The following is a 19,318-nucleotide window of genomic DNA, read 5'->3' as shown; positions in this document are numbered from 1 at the left end:
ATGCAAACTAAGCTATACATCAATGGCGAATTTGTCGATGCAGAGCACGGCGCAACGTTAGACATCATCAATCCCGCGGACGAATCCATCATTGCCACCATTGCCAATTCGAGTAGCCAAGATGCGGCCAACGCAGTACAGGCAGCTCGTCATGCCTTTGACTCAGGTGAATGGTCAGGACTTACAGGCAAAGAGCGTGCTCGCTACCTATATGCAATGGGTGATGCGATCCGTAATAACCTGCAAGCAATCAGTGAGATGGAAACCCTAGATAACGGTAAGCCCTACCCAGAAGCAGAATGGGACATCACCGATGCGGCAGACTGCTTTTCATTTTATGCCCAACTGGCTGAAGAGCTGGATGAAAACCCTGAAGAAGAAATTAAACTTGGGGATGATCGTTTCACAAGCAAAGCCATTCGTCAGCCAATCGGCGTGGCAGGTCTAATCGTCCCGTTTAACTTCCCATTACTGATGGCAGCCTGGAAAGTTGCACCAGCGCTGGCAGCAGGCTGCACAGCGGTATTGAAGCCCTCCACTCAGACTCCTATGACGGCATTATGGTTAGCACAGATCGCCCATGAAGTTGGTTTACCTAAAGGTGTACTGAACATTGTCACCGGTGGTGGTTCCGGCATTACGTCTAGCCCACTCGTAGACAAACTGGCATTCACTGGCAGCGTTGAAACAGGCAGCACGGTCATGAAAGCGGCAGCCGCTGGTATCAAACCAGTGACGTTAGAATTGGGGGGTAAATCAGCCCTTCTCATTTTTGACGACACCGATATCGATGCCGCGGTGGAATGGACCATGTTCGGTATTTTCTGGAACAAAGGCGAGGTCTGCTCCGCTACCTCACGCGTGTTAGTACATGAGAACATCTACGATGCCTTTATGGAAAAACTGATTGCTGAAACACGCAAGATCAAGATTGGCCATGGTCTTGAAGAAGGCATCAAAATGGGACCTGCCGTCAGTGAAAAACAATACAACGACGTCCTTAACTACATTCAGATTGGTATTGATGAGGGCTGTAACCTTGTGTCGGGCGGTAAGCGTCCTGACGGTTTTGACAAAGGTTACTTTATCAAGCCAACGATTTTTGCTGACGTAGATCCTCAAGCACGTATTTGGAAAGAAGAAATCTTCGGTCCAGTGGTGTGTATTCGTTCTTTTGCTACAGAAGAGGAAGCCGTGAAACTGGCGAACGATTCTGAGTTTGGTCTGGCAGCTGCGGTGATGTCTAAAGACAAATCTCGCCTTGATCGTGTCTCGCGTAATTTGGATGCCGGTATTATCTGGACCAATTGCTCACAACCAACCTTCGTCGAAGCGCCATGGGGTGGACGCAAGAAAAGCGGTATTGGCCGTGAGTTAGGCCACTGGGGATTGTCAAACTACCTAACTACCAAACAAATTACCGATTTCCACAGCGAAGAGCCGTGGGGCTGGTATCTTGAGAACTAGTCATGCTTGGTACGGTATCTAGGATATCGTATACTGAGCCACTGCACATGGAGGCTTCGGCCTCCAATTTTTGCTTTCTTCTGGAGTACTTTACATGTCTAGCGTTCATGCAAAAGATAAAGAAACCGCACCGCGTAAGCTCGCTAAAGGCTCTGGTGCACAACAAATTTATACCGTGCTTCGTCGAGAAATTTTAACGCTAGAACTGCCACCTGGGAAATTTCTAGATGAAAGCCAACTGGCTGAACGTTTCAACCTGTCACGCTCCCCCGTTCGTGAAGCATTAATTCGCCTATCTGGCGATGGTTTGGTGATCGGCACTTCAAATCGCACCAACCAAGTGGCGCCTTTAGACATTGCTCAATTTCCAAAATACATTGAGTCCCTTGATGTTGCCCAACGCATGGTGTGTAGGCTTGCCGCGCAATTGCGCAGTGACGCGGATGTAGAAATGATCTTAGCGGCTCAAAAAGCCTACGAGAAATCGGTAAAGCCAAAGAACTATTTGGCCATGTCTGAAGCCAATAAGGCGTACCATAACGCCATCGGTCAAGCCAGCAAGAACCCCTACGTGAGTGACTTTTACCGTCGCCTACTGGATGAGGGGCAGCGAATGTTGCATCTACATTATGAGTTCATCATGGAAGACGAACACAGTAAATTAAACCATTCCGAACACAGTGGCTTAACACAAGCCATTATTGATCAAGATGCCGATTTAGCAGAACAAATGGCACACGAGCATACGGAACTGTTTCGTGATCGATTCATTAATTTCTTACAAAAAGGCTACCTGTTTAACTTTTCGATCAATGTAAATCGATAGCGTTAACAGTGAGCGAGTAGCTCTCCCAATTCCCGTTTTGCTTTTAAGAAATCAATCAAGGCGCGAACTCGTCTTGGTTGCTGTCCCTGATAAGGATAAATCAGTTGGACCGCTATAGGTGAAGACTGGTAGTGGCTTAATACTTTTATTAAGTCAGTCTCCGCGGCAAGGTACTCAGGTAATCGTGCGATCCCTAAGCCCATTTGCGCTGCTTGCATACATGCTTCCGCACTGTTGAACGAGCAGCTTACCTTCGGCTCAATCACAATCGTTTGCTCAGATGAAGTCAACTGCCATGTCTTTGTCGCGTCTACTTCACTGTGTAACACCGCATCATAGTGAGCAAGTTCACCGATGTTTTTCGGCTCCCCTTTCTCCATTAAAAACTGCTTAGATGCATACAGTGCATAGTGAAAACTCGCTAAATGCACTGCAACATAATCCAGATTAGAAACATCGTTTGCCGCACGAATAGCCAAATCAAAGTCACTGTTTTCGAGGTCAAATGGGGTATTGGATAAGCTAACCGACAACATCACGTTTGGATAAAGCTGCTTAAACTCTGAAATCCAGGTTTGAATGGCAAAATGCCCAAAAGACATGGGAATGGTGAGACGAATCTCCCCTGACATTTGCTCATGACTCTCACTCATGGTGTGTTTCGCAAGATCCAAACGTTCAACCAAGGCTTCGCAATGGGGTAACAACAATGCGCCCGCTTTGGTTAGTGCGATCTTACGGGTAGAACGAAACAGCAGTTTGGTCTCCATAAAAGACTCTAGACGTGCAATGTGTGTGCTGACATAACCTTTTGATTTACCTAATGCGTGAGCGGCAGCCGTTAGGCTGCCCTCTCGATTGACCACCGCAAAGGTAATCATTTCTTGAACCACTTCCTGCATACTGTTTCCTATTCTTCAGGATTGGTCACATCAGCAGAATACTCAGACAATTCTGAATGTTTGACCAGTTTGCTTGCTTTCCACACTCATGGCATAGCCTAACGCGGCACGACTTGCGGGCACAGGCTGATGCCCACGAAAGAACGCGCCGTATTTGTCCATCGCCTCTTCAATCACCCCAGGGCTCACCAAGTTAAGGCGAATACCACGAGGCAATTCCGTCGCAGCAGACATAACAAATCCACTTAATGCACACGCCACCATGGATGCAGACGATCCCATTGGCACAGGAACATGGTCTGTTACCCCAGATGTTAAGGTAAACGAACCACCATCATTGAGATAATCAATGCCTTCCAGTACGAGATTAACTTGACCCATTAGCTTATCTTCTAAGCCAAACTGGTAATCTTCAGCGGTCATGTCTGTGACAAGTGCCCACTTAGAATGCCCTGTACACGCAATGACGGCATCTACCTTACCCACCTTCTGATACATCGCGCGGATGGAGTCTACATCGGTTAAGTCCACGGTCACATCACCACTGGTACGCCCAGCGGTAATCATTTCATGGCGATCTGCTAATTCATTGATAACACCAGAACCAATCGTGCCGTGTGCACCTACGACTAATATTTTCATCTGTTTCTCCAAGCTTTCTGTTTTAAAGTAAGCTCATCATAGGAGAATTCATTGAACATAATAATAGCCCAATAGATAACAGTCTGTTCAAATTTATGAACAATCTATCGTTTTCTTTAGAATTACGTTAGTCTGCTGAAAAATTTCTATAGACAGTTGGAGTTACCCATTCCATGTTCAACATTGAAGTCGATAACAACCTGCCAAAAGCAGAGTTGTACCAAGATCTAAACCAACAACTGCAAGCCTTGCTAACGGGTGAAACAGACCTGATTTGTAATGCCGCACAATTTTCCGCTTTTATCATGCAATCACTGCCTGAACTAAACTGGGCGGGATTCTATTTTGCTCGTCAAGAGGAGCTAGTGCTAGGTCCTTATGTTGGCAAAGTGGCCTGCACGCGTATCCCGTTTCAACGCGTGTTTGTGGTGCTGCGGCTCGAAGCCTAACAACACAGCGTGTCGACGATGTACATGCGGTTCCTGACCACATTGCATGTGATGCGGCGTCTAATTCGGAATTGGTGATTCCAGTGATCGTCAATGGCGAATTAAAAGCCGTGTTTGATATAGATAGCCCCGTGACCCATCGTTTCACTCAAGATGATCAACAAGGCATCGAGACACTTGTCGCAAGCTTTGTTGAGGCAAGTGACTGGAACTGGAAAGTTTAAGAGATAAAAAAAGAAGCATGATTGGATGACCAATGCATGCTTCCCAAAAGGGTGATGTATTGAAAGGGTCAAGAACCCTACAAATCATCTACGTAGAGAGTGTGTAAACAGATCTAAATAAAACCCACCGAGTTACAAGTAACCGAACAGTTTTGGTAGGTACAGCGCCAATGGCGGCCAGTATGTTGTCACCAGCATGACAGGTAATGCGGCAAAGAACATAAAGAACAGCGCTGGTTTCATAACCTGACTCATACCCACTTTACCTATTCGACAGGTCATAAAGAGAATCGGGGCCATCGGCGGGCTATTACAGCCAATAACCACACTGGTACCCACGATCGCTGCAAACTGAATTGGGTCCACACCGATATTAACCATCACTGGCAGTAGCAGTGGACTGATGATTGCCACAACACTGACATCATCCATAATCATGCCAAGCAGAATCAGAAAGATGTTTACCACAAGCAAAATAAGAATCTTGTTTTGGAACGTTTCCATCAACAGTTCGGTTAGCTCTTGTGGCACACGTTCAAACGTAAAAATACGGCTCGAAACAAATGAGAACACAAGGATCACCATGATCACGCCCGTTGTTGCTGCAGCACTGACAAGGCAACGCGCTAGATCTTTAAAGCTTAATTCACGGTACACAAACAGACCGACAGGGATTGCGTACACCACGGCAATCGCTGCTGCTTCAGTCGGTGTAAATACGCCACCGTAAATGCCACCTAAGATAATCACTGGTAACATCAGGGCAGGCATCGCCTTCCAAAAGTTTTTGCTGATAAGGTCTGTGCGCTCTTTAAAGGTCATTTTGACCACTTCACCTGGCGCATTACGCATCTTGATCCAGTTCAAAAGACACAACATGATGATCAACAGGATACCGGGACCGATCGTCGCCAAGAAACACGCCGCCACCGATTGACGAGTCACCACAGCATATAAAATCATTGTCAAACTGGGTGGGATTAACAGCCCTAATAGAGATGAAATACCCAATAGCGCACTGGTATATTCTCGCTTGTAGCCATGCTTTTCCATGGGACCAATCATAATCGTACCGATTGATGCCACCGCTGCAGAAGCTGTGCCTGAAATCGCACCAAACACACCACAGGCCATAACCATTGATGAGCCCATACCAGTACGAGATTTACCCACTAACGATTCAACGAAATGAACCAATCGACTTGCCATGCCCCCTGCTTGCATCAGGTAGCCTGTCATCACAAACAGTGGCAAAGCCAGCAGGATGATCGAGTTAACCGACCAAAACCCTGTGGTCATTAAAGAAGATACATCGACGTCGTAAACGATCGATAACACTAATGTCATGGCGGCAAATGAATAGACAACTGGCACACCGACCATCATCAATACAATTACTGCCCCTATGGCTAATAACGCGCCCATAATATTCCCCAACCGTCACTAAACGTTAATAAATTTCTGGCAATCTTTAATAAAATCTCGAATTAAGTAGAAAACCAGCGCTAGGCTTCCTACAAACAAACTGCTTTGAGAGATGTACCATGGCAGTTTGAAAACAGGCGTTATCTGAGCTTTCTTTAGTGACCAAGCCATAAGCTCATAACTCCAGGAAACGAAATACAGCGCCATGACTATAGAAATAGTCGTCGCTAGAATCGCAAAGCCAGCGATCAGCTTTTCGTTTTTAAAAATGACCGATACAAAATCAGCGGTTAAGTGAGAACGATCCTTCGCAGCTAACACTGCGCCTAGCATGTACAGCCACATTGCAGAGATCAGAACCAATTCTTCTAGACCGAAGACGGGTGCGTTTAATAAAGAACGACTAAAAATCCCCCAAGCCAGCATAGAGGCAATGGCTATACTTAGGACCACAACAACGGGGATGACGATCATCGTCAATATCTTATCGATTAAGCCGATAAGGCTGTTGAGAGAGAACATAAAAAACCTCGAATACAGCGAGCGAAGGACAGGTAGCAGTTACCTGCCCCACGCATAGAGAGTGGCAATCTTATTTTGGAACAGAAGCGTTCGCGCGGATTTCATCCATGATTTCTTTGCCTAGCGATTCTTCAGCAATCGGCCAGACTTCTTCACGTACTTTCTTCACCCAAACTTGCATGTCTTCAGCACTTGGCTCGATGTATTGCATACCGGCTTCTTGTGCTTTTTTGATCCATTTCTCATCTTCGATCTTGGCATCAACAAACTGCTTGTTAATCACTTGTTGTGCTGCGTCTTCGATAATTGCTTGATCAAATGCATCCAACTCTTCCCATGTGTCGTCGTTCATTAGTAGCGCGTAAGAAGAGAAGTTGTGTTTAGTGTGAACGTAGTAGTCAAGTTGATCACGGAAGTATTCGTAATCCCAGTAAATAACGTTACTAGAATCGCCATCCACTACGCCTGTTTGAATAGAGGTGTACACTTCGTTCCAATCGATAGGAACAGCTTGGAAGCCCATCGCTTGAACAGTTTGTGGCAGTGGGAAAACTGGCGCTGAACGCACTTTCAAGCCTTGTTCAACGGCTTGATCGTAGCTCGTCGCGTATTTGCCTTTGGTTGCTACACCACCAAAACCTTCTGGGTATGGACCGAAGTATTTAAGGCCGATATCTTTGTATAGAGGACCGAAGATTTCTTTCAACCAACCACCTTCGCCATACGCTTTCAGAGCGTCATCCCAACCAAGAGTCAGGTATGGAATGTAGTTCACACCTAAACGCTCGTCGTAAGACGTTTGCGGCCACGTCAACATCATATCGATGTTGCCTTTTACTAGCTGGTCGAATAGCTCTTGCTGACCACCTAGCTCACCTTGATAGAAGATATTGACCTTCATACGGCCATCCGATTTTTCACGAATTAAATCTGCCCACATTTGCATCGATTTACCTGATGCAGAATCGCGATCGCCTGATTCTAGAGCCAAATTGAATTTGTGATTATCATCGCTCGCCAATGCTGAACCCATTCCAGCTACCGCCAGCGTGGTGGTCATCGCGATCAATTTCGTGTATTTCAAACCTGTATTGAAAACATTATTCATATCATCCAGTTCCTTTATTTTTAGCCATAAAACAGTGCTTTACGACTTACTTGTTAAACTTATTCTGGGATTTACAGAATAAGTTTTGCGCTCAGGAACCGTCCAATAATATATTCACTCATCAAACCATAACCTAAAGTCATCGTTTATTGCGCCAACCAGAAATAACAACGTAACCCATAACGAAAAAAGCCGCCTCTAACATAGAGGCGGCTAAAGATGGCTTACACAAAAGGGTCGTGTAAGCACTGGAGGAAACATTACTGAAACGCATGAATGCAGCCTCATGGACATGAGACTGTAGACATTGCTAACGCTCTTAAAAAAGAGACGTACTAGAGCTCAATTCCTGACAACCATTCTTTCCATCTTAAGGTGGCATTCGCCCCCACAGACAAAAAAGGCTCAGGAGGAAGTCGCTTAGGCTGCTGATGCTTTAAGAACTCCGATAGCAATTCGGATTGACCAAGCACCGCTTGTTCAACCGCCATCATCCCCGACAGCATCCCCTTGACGGTTCCTAAACCATTTTGACAACAGGCCGACCAAACCCGCTTTTCGATTTCTCCAAATGCGGGTACTGAGTTATAGGTTAGGCACAAGCGCCCTCCCCAGCGATACTCCATTTCCACACCATCGAGCATTGGAAAACGCCTTACAAAAGACCTATCTTGCAACCTTGCAGCGTCTTTAAGGTTGCCATCTGACGCCTCCATGCTTTGATTCAAGGTCGCATGGTTGCGCACAATCACGCGATGACCTGATCCGGCATGATCAGAAATCTTACGTATGGTACTACCCATGGGGTCTGCTGGCAGAACGCCCCAATTATCAATACCACCTAGAGCTTTCAATTCATGAGGCTTTAGAGCCCGAGTCATGGATGAGTAGGTAAATATGTGCAATAACGACTGTTTGAAAAAGCCAAAAGATTGGATGTGGCCGTTAACTGCCATGATCACATTCTTAGCTCTAATGTTGCCGTTCGCGCATTTCAATGTATGAACACTGTCGCCCAATAGCATTTCTTGAACTGGAGAACATTCGTACACCTGAACACCTTCAGACACCAACCCTTGATAAGCGGAGTGAACATACCCTGCTGGTTGTATCATCGCCGTTTTATCCGTTCGCAGCCCTTGAGTATAGAAATCAATGCCAAGTAGATCTTTTAGCTCTGAAGCACCCAACAGTTCAAATGGCTCATTTAGAGCCGTCAGGTGTTTGGCGTAAGTTTCAATACTTCGATAACCCCGCTGGGTGGCTGACGCGGTGATTTTCCCTGAGCGACTAAACAGGGCCTTATCCATACCGTATTGGGTGGCAATACTTTCGGCCAGGTTAATGGCTTCTCGATTTAAACGAATCTGACGCAAGTCCTGCTCTTTAGAGCCAGCATAGGTATCAGAGTTTAATTCGTGTGGAAGATCCAGCATAAAGCCACTGTTTCGCCCTGCTGGGCCTTGGGCGATCCCTCGGGCTTCAACCACTGCAATACGTTCTTTGCTACCTAAAAGTTGTAGCAAACGCTTTGCTGCACCAAGCCCTGCAAAACCACCTCCCACGATAACCCAATCCACTTCGATATCTTTATCTAACGCTGGAAAGGACGACTTATCACGATAAATTTCGTTCCAACCCGCTGGCCCAGGGTCTTTAGGAAGGCGTTTTGTCTTTATTGTTTTGACCATATGATTACCACATTACAACAAGCCATAGGCCGCACAGAAATGCGGCCAGAATCGGTTAGGCATTACCCTATGTAATGCCTATAGCAATGCACTGCGTCTAATGCACTATGCTGAATGATCAGATAGATCTACCCAGATAGTTTTTAGCTCTGTGTATTGATCGTGTGCGTGGATAGAGTTATCACGACCACCAAAGCCTGACAGCTTGTAGCCGCCGAATGGTGTTGTGATGTCCCCTTCTCCAAAGCAGTTCACCGTGACAGTTCCCGCTTTGATCGCACGTGCCGCCTTGATAGCGCGCTTTGAGTTCGCAGTGAAAACAGAGGCGGCTAAGCCGTATTCCGTATCGTTTGCTATTTCCATCGCTTCTTCGAAGCTAGACACCGTAATAACTGAAAGGATTGGGCCGAAGATTTCTTCTTGCGCCATGCGGTCACTGTTTTTCACGCCTGCGAAAATAGTAGGCTCAATAAAGCGACCATCGCGGGCATTACCACCGATCACAACTTCATAGCCTTCTTGCTTACCAAGCTCTAGGTATTCGCAAACTTTATTGAAGTGACCAGTATCGATCATCGCACCCAAATTGTTTTGTGGATCCAGTGGATCACCCAGCTGCCATTGAGAAGAGTACTTTTTAACCAGTTCAAGCAACTTGTCTTGAATCGCTTCATGAACAATCAAGCGAGAACCTGCTGAACAGTTTTCACCCATGTTCCAGAACGCCGCAGCACATACTTGTTGAGCGACGTAATCTAGATCTTCTGCATCGTCTAGAACAACACATGGGTTTTTGCCACCTAGCTCAAGTACCACTTTCTTCAGGTTAGAGTCAGATGAGTACTGTAGGAAACGACGACCAGTGACCGTAGAGCCTGTAAACGTCACCATATCAACGTCCATATGACGACCAATGGCTTCGCCCACTGCTGCTCCGCCACCTGTGATGATGTTCAGTACACCTTTTGGTAGGCCTGCCTCAGCGGCTAACTCAGCAATACGGATCGCAGTCAAAGACGTCTGTTTCGCAGGCTTGATCACCATTGAACAACCGGCTGCCAAGGCAGGAGCGATTTTCCAAGCCAACATAAGTAGAGGAAAGTTCCATGGCAGAACCGCACCCACAACACCAACAGGTTCACGCACGATCATCGACATAGCATCCGAGCCTACTGGAGCCGTCTGATCGTAGATTTTATCCATCAACTCAGCGTGCCAACGAACCGTATGAACGAACTCTGGGATATCAATGGATTCACAGTCACAGATAGGTTTACCTGAATCTAGGCTCTCCATCACAGCAAGTTCGTGTTGGTGCTTTTCAACTAGGTCACACAAAGCCAATAGCGTCGCTTTACGCTCATTTGGGTGAAGTTCACTCCAAACACCGCTATCGAATGCTCCTTTAGCGCATGACACAGCGTAATCTACGTCGTCTGCTTGGCAGGCCGTAATTTCAGCTAGCACTTCACCTGTTGCAGGGTTCGTTGATGTAAACGACTCACCGCTCATAGCACGGTATGCTTCACCATTGATAAAGCTAGTAGTTGGCAGCACCAACGATTTAGCAATGTCTTTGTATTCTGAAGTGGTTAAAAATTCTGACATGTTCCTTTCCTATTTCTTATGATGACAAGGTCGTATCAATTAGATGCGTGATTACTCGGCAACGATGCTTGCAATGTTTTTCTGCAGCGCAACAATCACTTGCTCTAGTTCATTTTTCTCAGCTTCGTCTAGGCCCATCAGTGGTGAACGAACGATGCCCGCATCGCGTCCATCAAAGGTAACACCGTGCTTAACGCTCTGAATAAACTTGCCGCCCTGCTCAAGAACACTCATCAGCGGCATCATCGCTGCCATGATTTTGCGGCCTTTGTTAAAGTCGTTTTCAACAACACAAGCTTGGTAAAGCGCTACGTGCTCTTTTGGCAGGAAGTTAGAGCCTGCACACACCCAACCTTTTGCACCCCAAGCGAAGAACTCAAGTGCTTGGTCGTCCATACCACAAGTGACTTGGATGTGAGGGAATTCGTTCATTAGCATGTGTAGACGGTTGATATCGCCTGAACTTTCTTTGATGCCACAGATGTTGGTTGCACCTTTCACTAGCTCAAAGAATTCTGCTTCCATGTTCACACCCATACGATCTGGGTAGTTGTAAAGCATGACTGGTAGGTCCGCGACGCGATCAATCTCAAGGGCAAGGGTTGCCAATTCTTTCTGAGTTGGCAGAGAGTAAGGAGGTGTGGCTAATAGAATGCAGTCAGCGCCTGCGCCTTTGGCACGCTCAGACAACCAAATGGAATCGTTTGGATTAACAGAGCCAGTCCCGAAAATGATCGTTAAATCAGAACCCACAGCTTTACGCGCAGTGGATAGCAGCTCTAAGCGCTCTTCTAGGGTTTCAACATAATACTCACCTGTAGTGCCACCGATCATTAGACCGTGCACACCAGACTCTTTTAGGTACGCTACGTGTTGTGAAAACGCATCATAATTGATCGAGCCGTCTTCAAAGAAAGGGGTTATAACAGGAGTGTAGATCCCTTCAAATTTCATTCTAATTGCCTTCTATCAAATACGCTGTGATGAGGGTGAACAAGCCACCTAACCTAAATTGATATTACCCAGCGTATTCAAACTGTCACAATCAACCATTTTTCCAATCTATTGATGACATTAAGTTATGGATAAAAGGTAAATCGATAGACAGCGAGACAAAAAAAAGCGGCCTGATGAGCCGCTTAAAACCTTAAAATAAATTTGATAAATTATTTTTCAAATCTTCCAAAAACCATTTCCTAAAGGACTGTAACGCTTCATTCCCTTCATTACGTTCGGCGTAAGACAAATAGTGTCGCTTTTCCCGATACACCATTTCTTTTTCACCTACCTTCACCAGCGCACCCTGTTCGATTAATGGTGCGACTAAGTGATGCCAACCGAGACAGACACCTTGATTCGACACTGCCAACTGGATCAGCATGTTGTAATCGTTCGTATTGAAATAATGTGCCTCGCCAATGGCTTCTGATCCTAAGCTCAGGCTATTTAACCAAACATCCCAATCCACATGCTCCGCTACTTGTGAGCGCCCATAAGGAGTTAGGTTCAAAAGTGTCACGCCATCCAAATTCACAAACTCATCTAACTCAGGGTGCTCTTCTAAATAGAATGGCGAACATACTGGGTAAATAAGATCATGAAACAACTCTTCTGAATGATAGCCCTCTCGCGGATCACTCAGCTTGCTAATAAAAATATCTGGATACACCCCAGGCTCTGTATTCAACATACTGCTGGTGGAGATCACATTGATGTCTATATCCGGATATTGCTGCACAAAATCAGGCAAGCGGCTAGTTAGCCAAAATGATGAGAAAGCCGGCGTACAACAAATGCTTAGCTCTTTTTTCTTCTTCGCAGAGGTTTGAATTCTCTGAGCCGCTTGAGCAATGTTTACAAAGGATAAGTAGGCCGCATCATAAAATATTTGCCCAGCCTCGGTCAGCTCCACAGCACGCCCAGTACGTTTGAAAAGAGGCACCTCTAAAGCCACCTCCAATTCTCTAATTTGACGACTTATCGCCGCTTGAGTCACACAAAGCGACTCTGCCGCACGCGTAAAGTTGAGATATTTTGCTGCCGCCACAAAGGACTTCACCGCCCTTAGCGATGGCATTTTTAGCAAGATTTGATCCGGCTCAATTGGCTTTGCCATGGTGTACTCTTTTTGGTCATTATCTATATCAACCGCCTCGCGCAATCTTCCCTAATGATCGGCGGCTACTGCTTTAAGACAGATTAAAACGATGAGTCAGCTCCTCTAATTCCTCACCTAGTTTAGATAACTTTTTGGTATGCGTCTCTAACTCAATCTATGTAGCAGCAAACATCACTGTCACCAAACTTTCCCTCTCTTCTTTCCAACTTATTGATAGTAACCAGTGCCAACAAACTGTCACAAACAACATTTGCATCGCAGAAACAATAACTTGAAGTAATAGACATATCGTATAACACAAGGATTAAATGTTTATGATAACCATTCCCATTCTCAATTATTTGTTGTATAACTCTGTCTCCTTTGTGCAAACGTGCAACACGTGAATTAGAGAAAGGTATATGAGACAAATCAAAAATCGCTTCCCCCTATCCGTCATTGCCAGCGCTGTTTTACTGGCTGGACACTCTTCAGCATGGGCTGAAACTCACCAAACATCCGTCGCTTTAGAGAGCATTACCGTTGAATCTGAGGCTTTGGATAACAACTCAACCGTTGGTAGTAGCACTAGTACGGTAACGAATGCAGAACTTGAGACGAATCTAGTCCGTGATTTAGATGATGCTGTGCGCTATGAGCCTGGTGTCAGCACGACTCAAGATGCTCGTTTCGGTATCAGTGGCATTACGATCCGTGGTCTAGATGAAAACCGAGTTAAATTAAGCGTTGATGGCATGGATCAAGCCGATGCTTATGGCCCGACTTCAACGTATTTACGTACGGGTCGTAATGCACTGGACGTAGATTCCCTAGAGAAAATCACCATTGAGAAAGGCGGTAATGTCGTTGCCGGTAGCGGTGCGTTTGGTGGCAGTGTTCGCTACCAAACTAAATCGCCAGCCTCTTACCTTAATCCAGAAGGGAATGATACTTTCGGCAGCGTAAAGCTAGGCTACAAGAGTGCATCAAATGAGTTGAGTGAAACCGTTACTGTGGCCAATCGCCAAGGCAAACTTGAGTCATTAGTTGTTTATACGCACAGAGATGGTGAAGAAACGGAAAACTATTACGGAGATAGCAACGGTGACGTTACGATGGGAAGCGATCGTCAGTCAGTTGACCCTCAAGATAATGGTTCAGACAACCTATTACTGAAAGGCATATACCACCTATCCGAGCACAATAAGATTGGCCTCATCGCTGAACACTATGAAAGTGAGATGACGTCGGATCTCTATTCGGAAAGCACAAACAGTCAACTTCGTGATGCTGATGATGACCAGACTCGCCAGAGAATTGGTATTTTCCAAGAATATCAGCGCAAAACGCCTGCATTTGATAGTGCAGCATGGCAGTTAGATTATCAAAATACTAAGACCACGAACCGTACTAATATTGCCAGCACACCGGTGCGAAATATTGAACGATTCTATGAAGAAGAAGCCATTGCCTTCAAGGCCGATGCCAACAAGCAGCTAGGCCAACATCAATTGAGATACGGCATAAATGCTGAGCAGAAATCGTTAGAGAACTACAACCAAGATACCTTGTACAGTAACTCTCGTTTCTCTCCTCTTGCCGATGCGGATATCGCAGGTATTTATCTTGAAGATGCTTGGCAAGTCAACGATCGCTGGCTATTGACCCCAGCTATTCGCTTTGACAGCTACCGCTATAGCACATCAGGTGATGAGTACGTTTCTGCCTATGACGATAGCAACAACGAAGCCTTCACGGCTCAACTTGCTAGCGAATTTACCATCACAGAGACAACGTCTGTGTTTGGTAAAGTAGGTTCAGGGTTCCGTGCACCTAAACTAGACGAGCTGTATTACTACTACAGCAGTGGTCGAGGCTACGCAATTGTGCCAAACCCTGATCTAGAGCCTGAAGAAAGTTTGTTCGCTGAAGCGGGCGTGCGCTATGAAACCAACCGCGGTTTCGCTGAAGTGGTCGCCTTCTACAATGATTACAATAACTTCATTGAAAGCAATTACCGCCTCGGCGCAACAGCAGAAAACCCTTACGGCGAATACACAACGATTAACCTAAACGATGTTGTCATCAAAGGGGTTGAAGCCAAAGGCGCATGGTCTTTAGATCAAGTAATTGGTGAAGGATGGAGTATTGCTGGAGCCATTGCATATGCTGATGGTGAAGACAAAAACAGCAACGAGGCGCTGAACAGCATCTCACCTCTTACATTGGTCACAGGTCTTGGCTATGACGCACCGAGTGAACAATGGGGCTCAAAACTAAACCTAACTTGGGTAGCTAGTAAAAGCGCCAGCGACCTTGCAGAGTCAGACAGCTGGCTAGCCACTCCGTCCCATACGCTGGTTGATCTAACTGCGTACTACAAACCAACCGACTACGTAACGATCAATGCCGGTGTATTTAACGCGTTCGATGAAGAGTACTGGGTATGGAATGACATTCGCAGTCTTTCCAATAACAGCGTCAATCTAGCTCGATACACTCGTGCAGGCCGAAATGTCGGTGTTGATGTAACGGTTTCATTCTAACGCCACCCACAAGGCAGTGTTCATCAACACTGCCTATTTTTTTGTAGCTGAGAGTTAACTTATGACAGTTTCTGACGTTATGCCTGAACCAACGCTATTTCAACGTTTTCAGGCTGAAATACAAGAACAACCTAAACGCCGCGCACGTGAGCTTGCCGCTGCGTTAAACGTCAGCGAAGGACAGCTGGTAGCATGCCGCCAAGGAAATCAAGTATGGCAATTACAATTCCCATTCACTGAACTGCTGACCGAGTTAGTAAAGATCGGTGAGATCATGACCATCACTCGTAACGATGAAGCCGTTCACGAGCATCATGGAATCTATCGAAAACTAAGCATTTATGGTGAAGGCAAAATGGGGCTGGTCTTATCAGAGGATTTAGACCTAAGACTATTTTTAAGCCAATGGCGCAGTGGTTTTCATGTGATTGAAAACGGGCGAGAAAGCCTGCAGTTTTTCGATCAATATGGCATTGCTGTACACAAAGTTTATAAAACAGACGCCTCGGATGAGAACGAGTGGCAGCGAATCACACAGCAATTTCGTGACGACGCTCCTAAAAACATTGAATTCGAGCCAAGCCGTCAGAAAATCAGCCCAGCTCAGAGCACACCAGAAAACTTTGATGCCCAACAATTCGACCGCGACTGGGCGGACTTGAAAGACGTGCATGAATATCACGGAATGTTGAAGAAGCATCAGCTGAGCCGCACGCAGGCGCTACGAAATATTGGTCCAAATTGGGCGCAGAAACTGAACCCTAATGCTGTCGTTGATGCCCTAGAGCGGGCCCAGCAACAACAATGTCCGATCATGATATTTGTTGGCAACCCAGGCTGTATCCAAATATTCAGCGGCACCATCGAAAAACTGATGCCTTATGGGCCTTGGTTCAATATCTTGGACCCTGAATTTAACCTTCACCTCAGACCGGACCTCATCACTGAAACGTGGATCATCCGTCGCCCAAGTAAAGACGGCATCATCACGTCTATCGAAGCCTTTAACCAATACGGCGATTCAGTGATCACTTTGTTTGGTAAACGTAAGCCAGGTGAAGTGGAACTCCCTACTTGGCAAGAGCTTGCTGAATCTGTTGAAAAAGAGGAGCCTAGCCATGTCTTGTAAAGCGCTCTTAGCACTTGTTATCGCAAGTACCAGTTTTGTTTCTTCTACAGCTTGGGCTGAACGTGTCGTCAGTATCGGTGGCACAGTCACCGAAATTGTCTACTTGCTAGGGGAATCTGATCAATTAGTCGCTACTGATACTAGTAGCGTCTATCCAGAAGCGGCCAATCAAACGCCAAAGGTGGGTTATCAGAGAACCCTTTCAGCAGAAGGCGTATTAAGTGTTCGTCCTGACATGCTATTACTGACGACCACCGCTGGACCGCAATCTGTACTGCGTCAGCTGGAAGATACCGGTATTCAGAGCAAGGTTATTGATACACCGCGGACTAAACAAGGCATCCTCGATGCTATTCAAACCGTTGCTGATGCCCTACAGGTTCCAGCAAAAGGACAAAATGCAGTGGCAGATGTCGAGGCCGCGTTTGATAAATTAGAACGCCCCCAGAATTGGACTAAAGCGCCAAGGCTATTGTTTATTATGCAAATGGGTGGATCACCGATGATTGCTGGTCGGGATACTGGGCCAGACGGTCTATTTAACCTTGCAGGAGCGATTAATGCCGCAGGTGACGTTCAAGGATATAAAAACCTCACGCCCGAAGCCCTGATGCAAGCTCAGCCTGATGCCATTGTCGTAACGTCACATGGTAGTCATGGTTCGAAAGCGGATACTATTTGGCGTATACCTGGCATTAAAAGCACGCCAGCGGCGCAAGCAAAGCGCTTAATCGAACTTGATACCCTACTCGCTCTTGGCTTCGGACCTAGAACCCCACAAGCTATTGAAGCTATTTATCAGCAAATGGGTGATTGGACACCATGAGCGAACTTGTCCAATCACTGACTAAGGTACGCCAATCGATTAGCCCATACTTGTATCTCTTTATTTTATTAGGAGGGATCAGCGTATGGGCATTAACTCAAGGTGCTTATCAGATCTCGTGGTTTAGCGTGTTGCAAACAACTGGCTATTCATTAGATCAAGACATCATTATGGACGTGCGTTTACCTAGGCTGCTCATGGCAATGCTAGTAGGTACGACACTGGCTGTGTCAGGTGCGTTGATGCAAGCACTATTTCGCAACCCATTGGCCGACCCAGGCTTGCTGGGTATTGCAGCCGGTGCTTCGGTGGCGGTAGGACTTCTGATCGTTTTTGGAGAACACTGGCAGTTTCTGCAACAGGTAGAGTGGCTGAAACCATATACCTCAAGCTTTGCGGCTTTTATCGGAGCGACAATTACCTGTAGCGTCATTTTTCGCTTATCCAAGAACCAAGGAAAAGTATCGGTCTTGCATCTATTGTTGGCGGGGATTGCCATCAATGCGATTGCTGGCTCTGCTACAGGTTTACTCACCTACATCAGCAGTGATGAGCAATTACGCGCCCTAACCTTCTGGGCCATGGGCAATCTTGGCGGAGCCCGCTGGGAACATGTGTTTACACTTGCATCGTTACTCAGCCCAATGCTGATCTTTTTGGTGATTAAATCTCAACAGCTTAACTTGCTACTATTAGGTGAAGAAGAGGCCCGTTATTTAGGCTTAGATGTTGAGCGTTTTAAAGGGCAAATAGTGCTTGTTGTTGCATTGCTAGTGGGCGTTGCCGTGGCTTTCTCTGGCTTAATAGGGTTTATCGGCCTGATGGTTCCGCACTTGGTACGCATGATGTTCGGCTCTGATAACCGCCTCGTGGTACCCTGCTCCGCCATTCTTGGAGCAGCCCTGCTAACCAGTGCAGACACTGTTGCTAGAATTCTGGTCATCCCTGCAGAATTGCCCGTTGGCTTGGTGACTAGCTTACTTGGTGGACCATTTTTCCTCTGGCTACTAATGCGTAATATCAAGGGAGGACAGTAATGCTAAAAGTAACTCAACTGTCTTATCAACATCAGCGTGACACGCTGCTAAGTGACATAACCTTTGACCTATTGGCTGGTGAATTACTTGTGGTACTTGGCCCTAATGGAGCGGGTAAATCGACGTTACTTAAATGTTGTGCGGGAACACTCAAGCCATCACAAGGAAGTATCCATTTAAATAACACGACTTTGGAACAGTGGCCTTTAAATGAACTTGCTCAGTCTAGGGCGGTGTTAACTCAACAGTTATCCATACCATTTGCTTTGCGTGTGCACGAAGTGGTGAGTTTAGGACTGAGCCCATGGTCGCTGACCATCAAAGAGCAAGACAAGGCGATTACTGATGTCTTGAATATGGTTGGCATGGCGCATTTCTCAGACCGTGTCTTTAACAGCCTTTCTGGTGGTGAACAGCAGCGTGTTCAACTTGCTCGAGTACTCGTGCAATTACTCGCTCATGGCGAGCAAGATTTGACAGGCAAACTACTCTTCCTAGATGAACCGATTTCTGCTCTAGATCTACAACAACAGCAAATCGTTATGCGGCTGTTAAAAACGATGACAGAGAGAGGCATGAGTATCTTCTGTGTGTTGCACGATTTGAACTTGGCAACACTCTATGCAGATACATTGCTCATCATCGAGCGGGGGGAAACCGTTTACTACGCCACTCCTAGCAAGATGCACCATACTTCTGTGGTTGAAAACACATACAAAGCAGATCTGATACAGATTGACCATTCGGAGAAGCCTTTGCCACAATGGCAATTTAGGCACTAATCCAAAAAGCAACTAACTAAGCGGTAAAGCCACAAG

General features: G+C 46.2%; 16 protein-coding genes and 1 pseudogene. 8 read left to right on the top strand and 9 right to left on the bottom strand.

The annotated features are described in order from the left end of the window. The gene (locus tag C8D85_RS01340; RefSeq protein WP_133559562.1) at nucleotides 1–1,467 is read left to right on the top strand and encodes an aldehyde dehydrogenase family protein; all 1,467 of its coding nucleotides are present in this window, start codon (nucleotides 1–3) and stop codon (nucleotides 1,465–1,467) included. 94 nt (nucleotides 1,468–1,561) lie between these two features. After that, nucleotides 1,562–2,293, top strand: a complete 732-nt coding sequence (locus C8D85_RS01335) for a GntR family transcriptional regulator (RefSeq protein WP_133559561.1) — start codon at nucleotides 1,562–1,564, stop codon at nucleotides 2,291–2,293. A gap of 2 nt (nucleotides 2,294–2,295) precedes the next feature. Here the strand turns inward: C8D85_RS01335 and C8D85_RS01330 are convergent, their stop codons facing one another. Both C8D85_RS01330 and C8D85_RS01325 read right to left on the bottom strand, forming a co-directional pair. After that, nucleotides 2,296–3,195 (bottom strand): LysR family transcriptional regulator, encoded by a 900-nt coding sequence (locus tag C8D85_RS01330; RefSeq protein ID WP_133559560.1) that lies wholly within the window; start codon nucleotides 3,193–3,195, stop codon nucleotides 2,296–2,298. Between the two features lie 42 nt (nucleotides 3,196–3,237). Then, nucleotides 3,238–3,837, bottom strand: a complete 600-nt coding sequence (locus C8D85_RS01325; protein ID WP_133559559.1) for a short chain dehydrogenase — start codon at nucleotides 3,835–3,837, stop codon at nucleotides 3,238–3,240. Between the two features lie 173 nt (nucleotides 3,838–4,010). Between C8D85_RS01325 and C8D85_RS01320 the strand changes: the two are divergent. Next, nucleotides 4,011–4,510, top strand: a pseudogene (locus C8D85_RS01320) (GAF domain-containing protein). Nucleotides 4,511–4,642: 132 nt separating this feature from the next. On the opposite strand, the gene C8D85_RS01315 reads toward C8D85_RS01320, so the two are convergent. The 7 genes from C8D85_RS01315 to C8D85_RS01285 all read right to left on the bottom strand — a co-directional run bounded on the left by C8D85_RS01315 (nucleotide 4,643) and on the right by C8D85_RS01285 (nucleotide 12,980). Further along, on the bottom strand, nucleotides 4,643–5,935 hold the full coding sequence (locus tag C8D85_RS01315; RefSeq protein WP_133559558.1) for a TRAP transporter large permease: 1,293 nt from the start codon (nucleotides 5,933–5,935) through the stop codon (nucleotides 4,643–4,645). A gap of 18 nt (nucleotides 5,936–5,953) precedes the next feature. Further along, nucleotides 5,954–6,457 (bottom strand): TRAP transporter small permease, encoded by a 504-nt coding sequence (locus C8D85_RS01310; protein WP_133559557.1) that lies wholly within the window; start codon nucleotides 6,455–6,457, stop codon nucleotides 5,954–5,956. Between the two features lie 70 nt (nucleotides 6,458–6,527). Then, nucleotides 6,528–7,565: a TRAP transporter substrate-binding protein DctP gene (gene dctP, locus C8D85_RS01305; RefSeq protein ID WP_244936870.1), complete on the bottom strand. Its 1,038-nt coding sequence runs from the start codon at nucleotides 7,563–7,565 to the stop codon at nucleotides 6,528–6,530. 335 nt (nucleotides 7,566–7,900) lie between these two features. Then, complete coding sequence (locus C8D85_RS01300; protein WP_133559556.1) at nucleotides 7,901–9,256, bottom strand: NAD(P)/FAD-dependent oxidoreductase; 1,356 nt, start codon at nucleotides 9,254–9,256, stop codon at nucleotides 7,901–7,903. 105 nt (nucleotides 9,257–9,361) lie between these two features. Next, nucleotides 9,362–10,864, bottom strand: coding sequence for an aldehyde dehydrogenase (locus C8D85_RS01295; protein ID WP_133559555.1), 1,503 nt, complete (start codon nucleotides 10,862–10,864; stop codon nucleotides 9,362–9,364). 51 nt (nucleotides 10,865–10,915) lie between these two features. Further along, nucleotides 10,916–11,818, bottom strand: a complete 903-nt coding sequence (locus C8D85_RS01290) for a dihydrodipicolinate synthase family protein (RefSeq protein WP_133559554.1) — start codon at nucleotides 11,816–11,818, stop codon at nucleotides 10,916–10,918. A gap of 193 nt (nucleotides 11,819–12,011) precedes the next feature. Next, a complete protein-coding gene (locus C8D85_RS01285; RefSeq protein WP_133559553.1) occupies nucleotides 12,012–12,980 on the bottom strand; it encodes a LysR family transcriptional regulator in 969 nt (322 codons plus the stop codon). A gap of 404 nt (nucleotides 12,981–13,384) precedes the next feature. Between C8D85_RS01285 and C8D85_RS01280 the strand changes: the two genes are divergently transcribed. The 5 genes from C8D85_RS01280 (at nucleotide 13,385) to C8D85_RS01260 (ending at nucleotide 19,282) form a co-directional block, all read left to right on the top strand. Further along, nucleotides 13,385–15,508 (top strand): TonB-dependent hemoglobin/transferrin/lactoferrin family receptor, encoded by a 2,124-nt coding sequence (locus C8D85_RS01280; protein WP_133559552.1) that lies wholly within the window; start codon nucleotides 13,385–13,387, stop codon nucleotides 15,506–15,508. A 61-nt stretch (nucleotides 15,509–15,569) separates the two neighbouring features. Further along, complete coding sequence (locus tag C8D85_RS01275; protein WP_133559551.1) at nucleotides 15,570–16,637, top strand: hemin-degrading factor; 1,068 nt, start codon at nucleotides 15,570–15,572, stop codon at nucleotides 16,635–16,637. Further along, on the top strand, nucleotides 16,627–17,463 hold the full coding sequence (locus C8D85_RS01270; RefSeq protein ID WP_133559550.1) for a heme/hemin ABC transporter substrate-binding protein: 837 nt from the start codon (nucleotides 16,627–16,629) through the stop codon (nucleotides 17,461–17,463). The genes C8D85_RS01275 and C8D85_RS01270 overlap by 11 nt, the downstream gene beginning before the upstream one ends. After that, entirely contained in the window at nucleotides 17,460–18,500 is a 1,041-nt protein-coding gene (locus tag C8D85_RS01265; RefSeq protein ID WP_133559549.1) for a FecCD family ABC transporter permease, read from the top strand. Before C8D85_RS01270 ends, C8D85_RS01265 begins: the two co-directional genes overlap by 4 nt. After that, nucleotides 18,500–19,282 carry a heme ABC transporter ATP-binding protein gene (locus tag C8D85_RS01260; RefSeq protein ID WP_133559548.1) on the top strand — a complete coding sequence of 261 codons (783 nt, stop codon included), beginning with the start codon at nucleotides 18,500–18,502 and terminating at the stop codon, nucleotides 19,280–19,282. Before C8D85_RS01265 ends, C8D85_RS01260 begins: the two co-directional genes overlap by 1 nt. Nucleotides 19,283–19,318 lie beyond the last annotated feature (36 nt).

Origin of the sequence: Marinomonas communis (assembly GCF_004363305.1) — a bacterium.
Lineage (GTDB): Bacteria > Pseudomonadota > Gammaproteobacteria > Pseudomonadales > Marinomonadaceae > Marinomonas > Marinomonas communis.
Note: the sequence above shows the minus strand (reverse complement) of the source record. Positions and strands in the feature narration are given on the sequence as shown.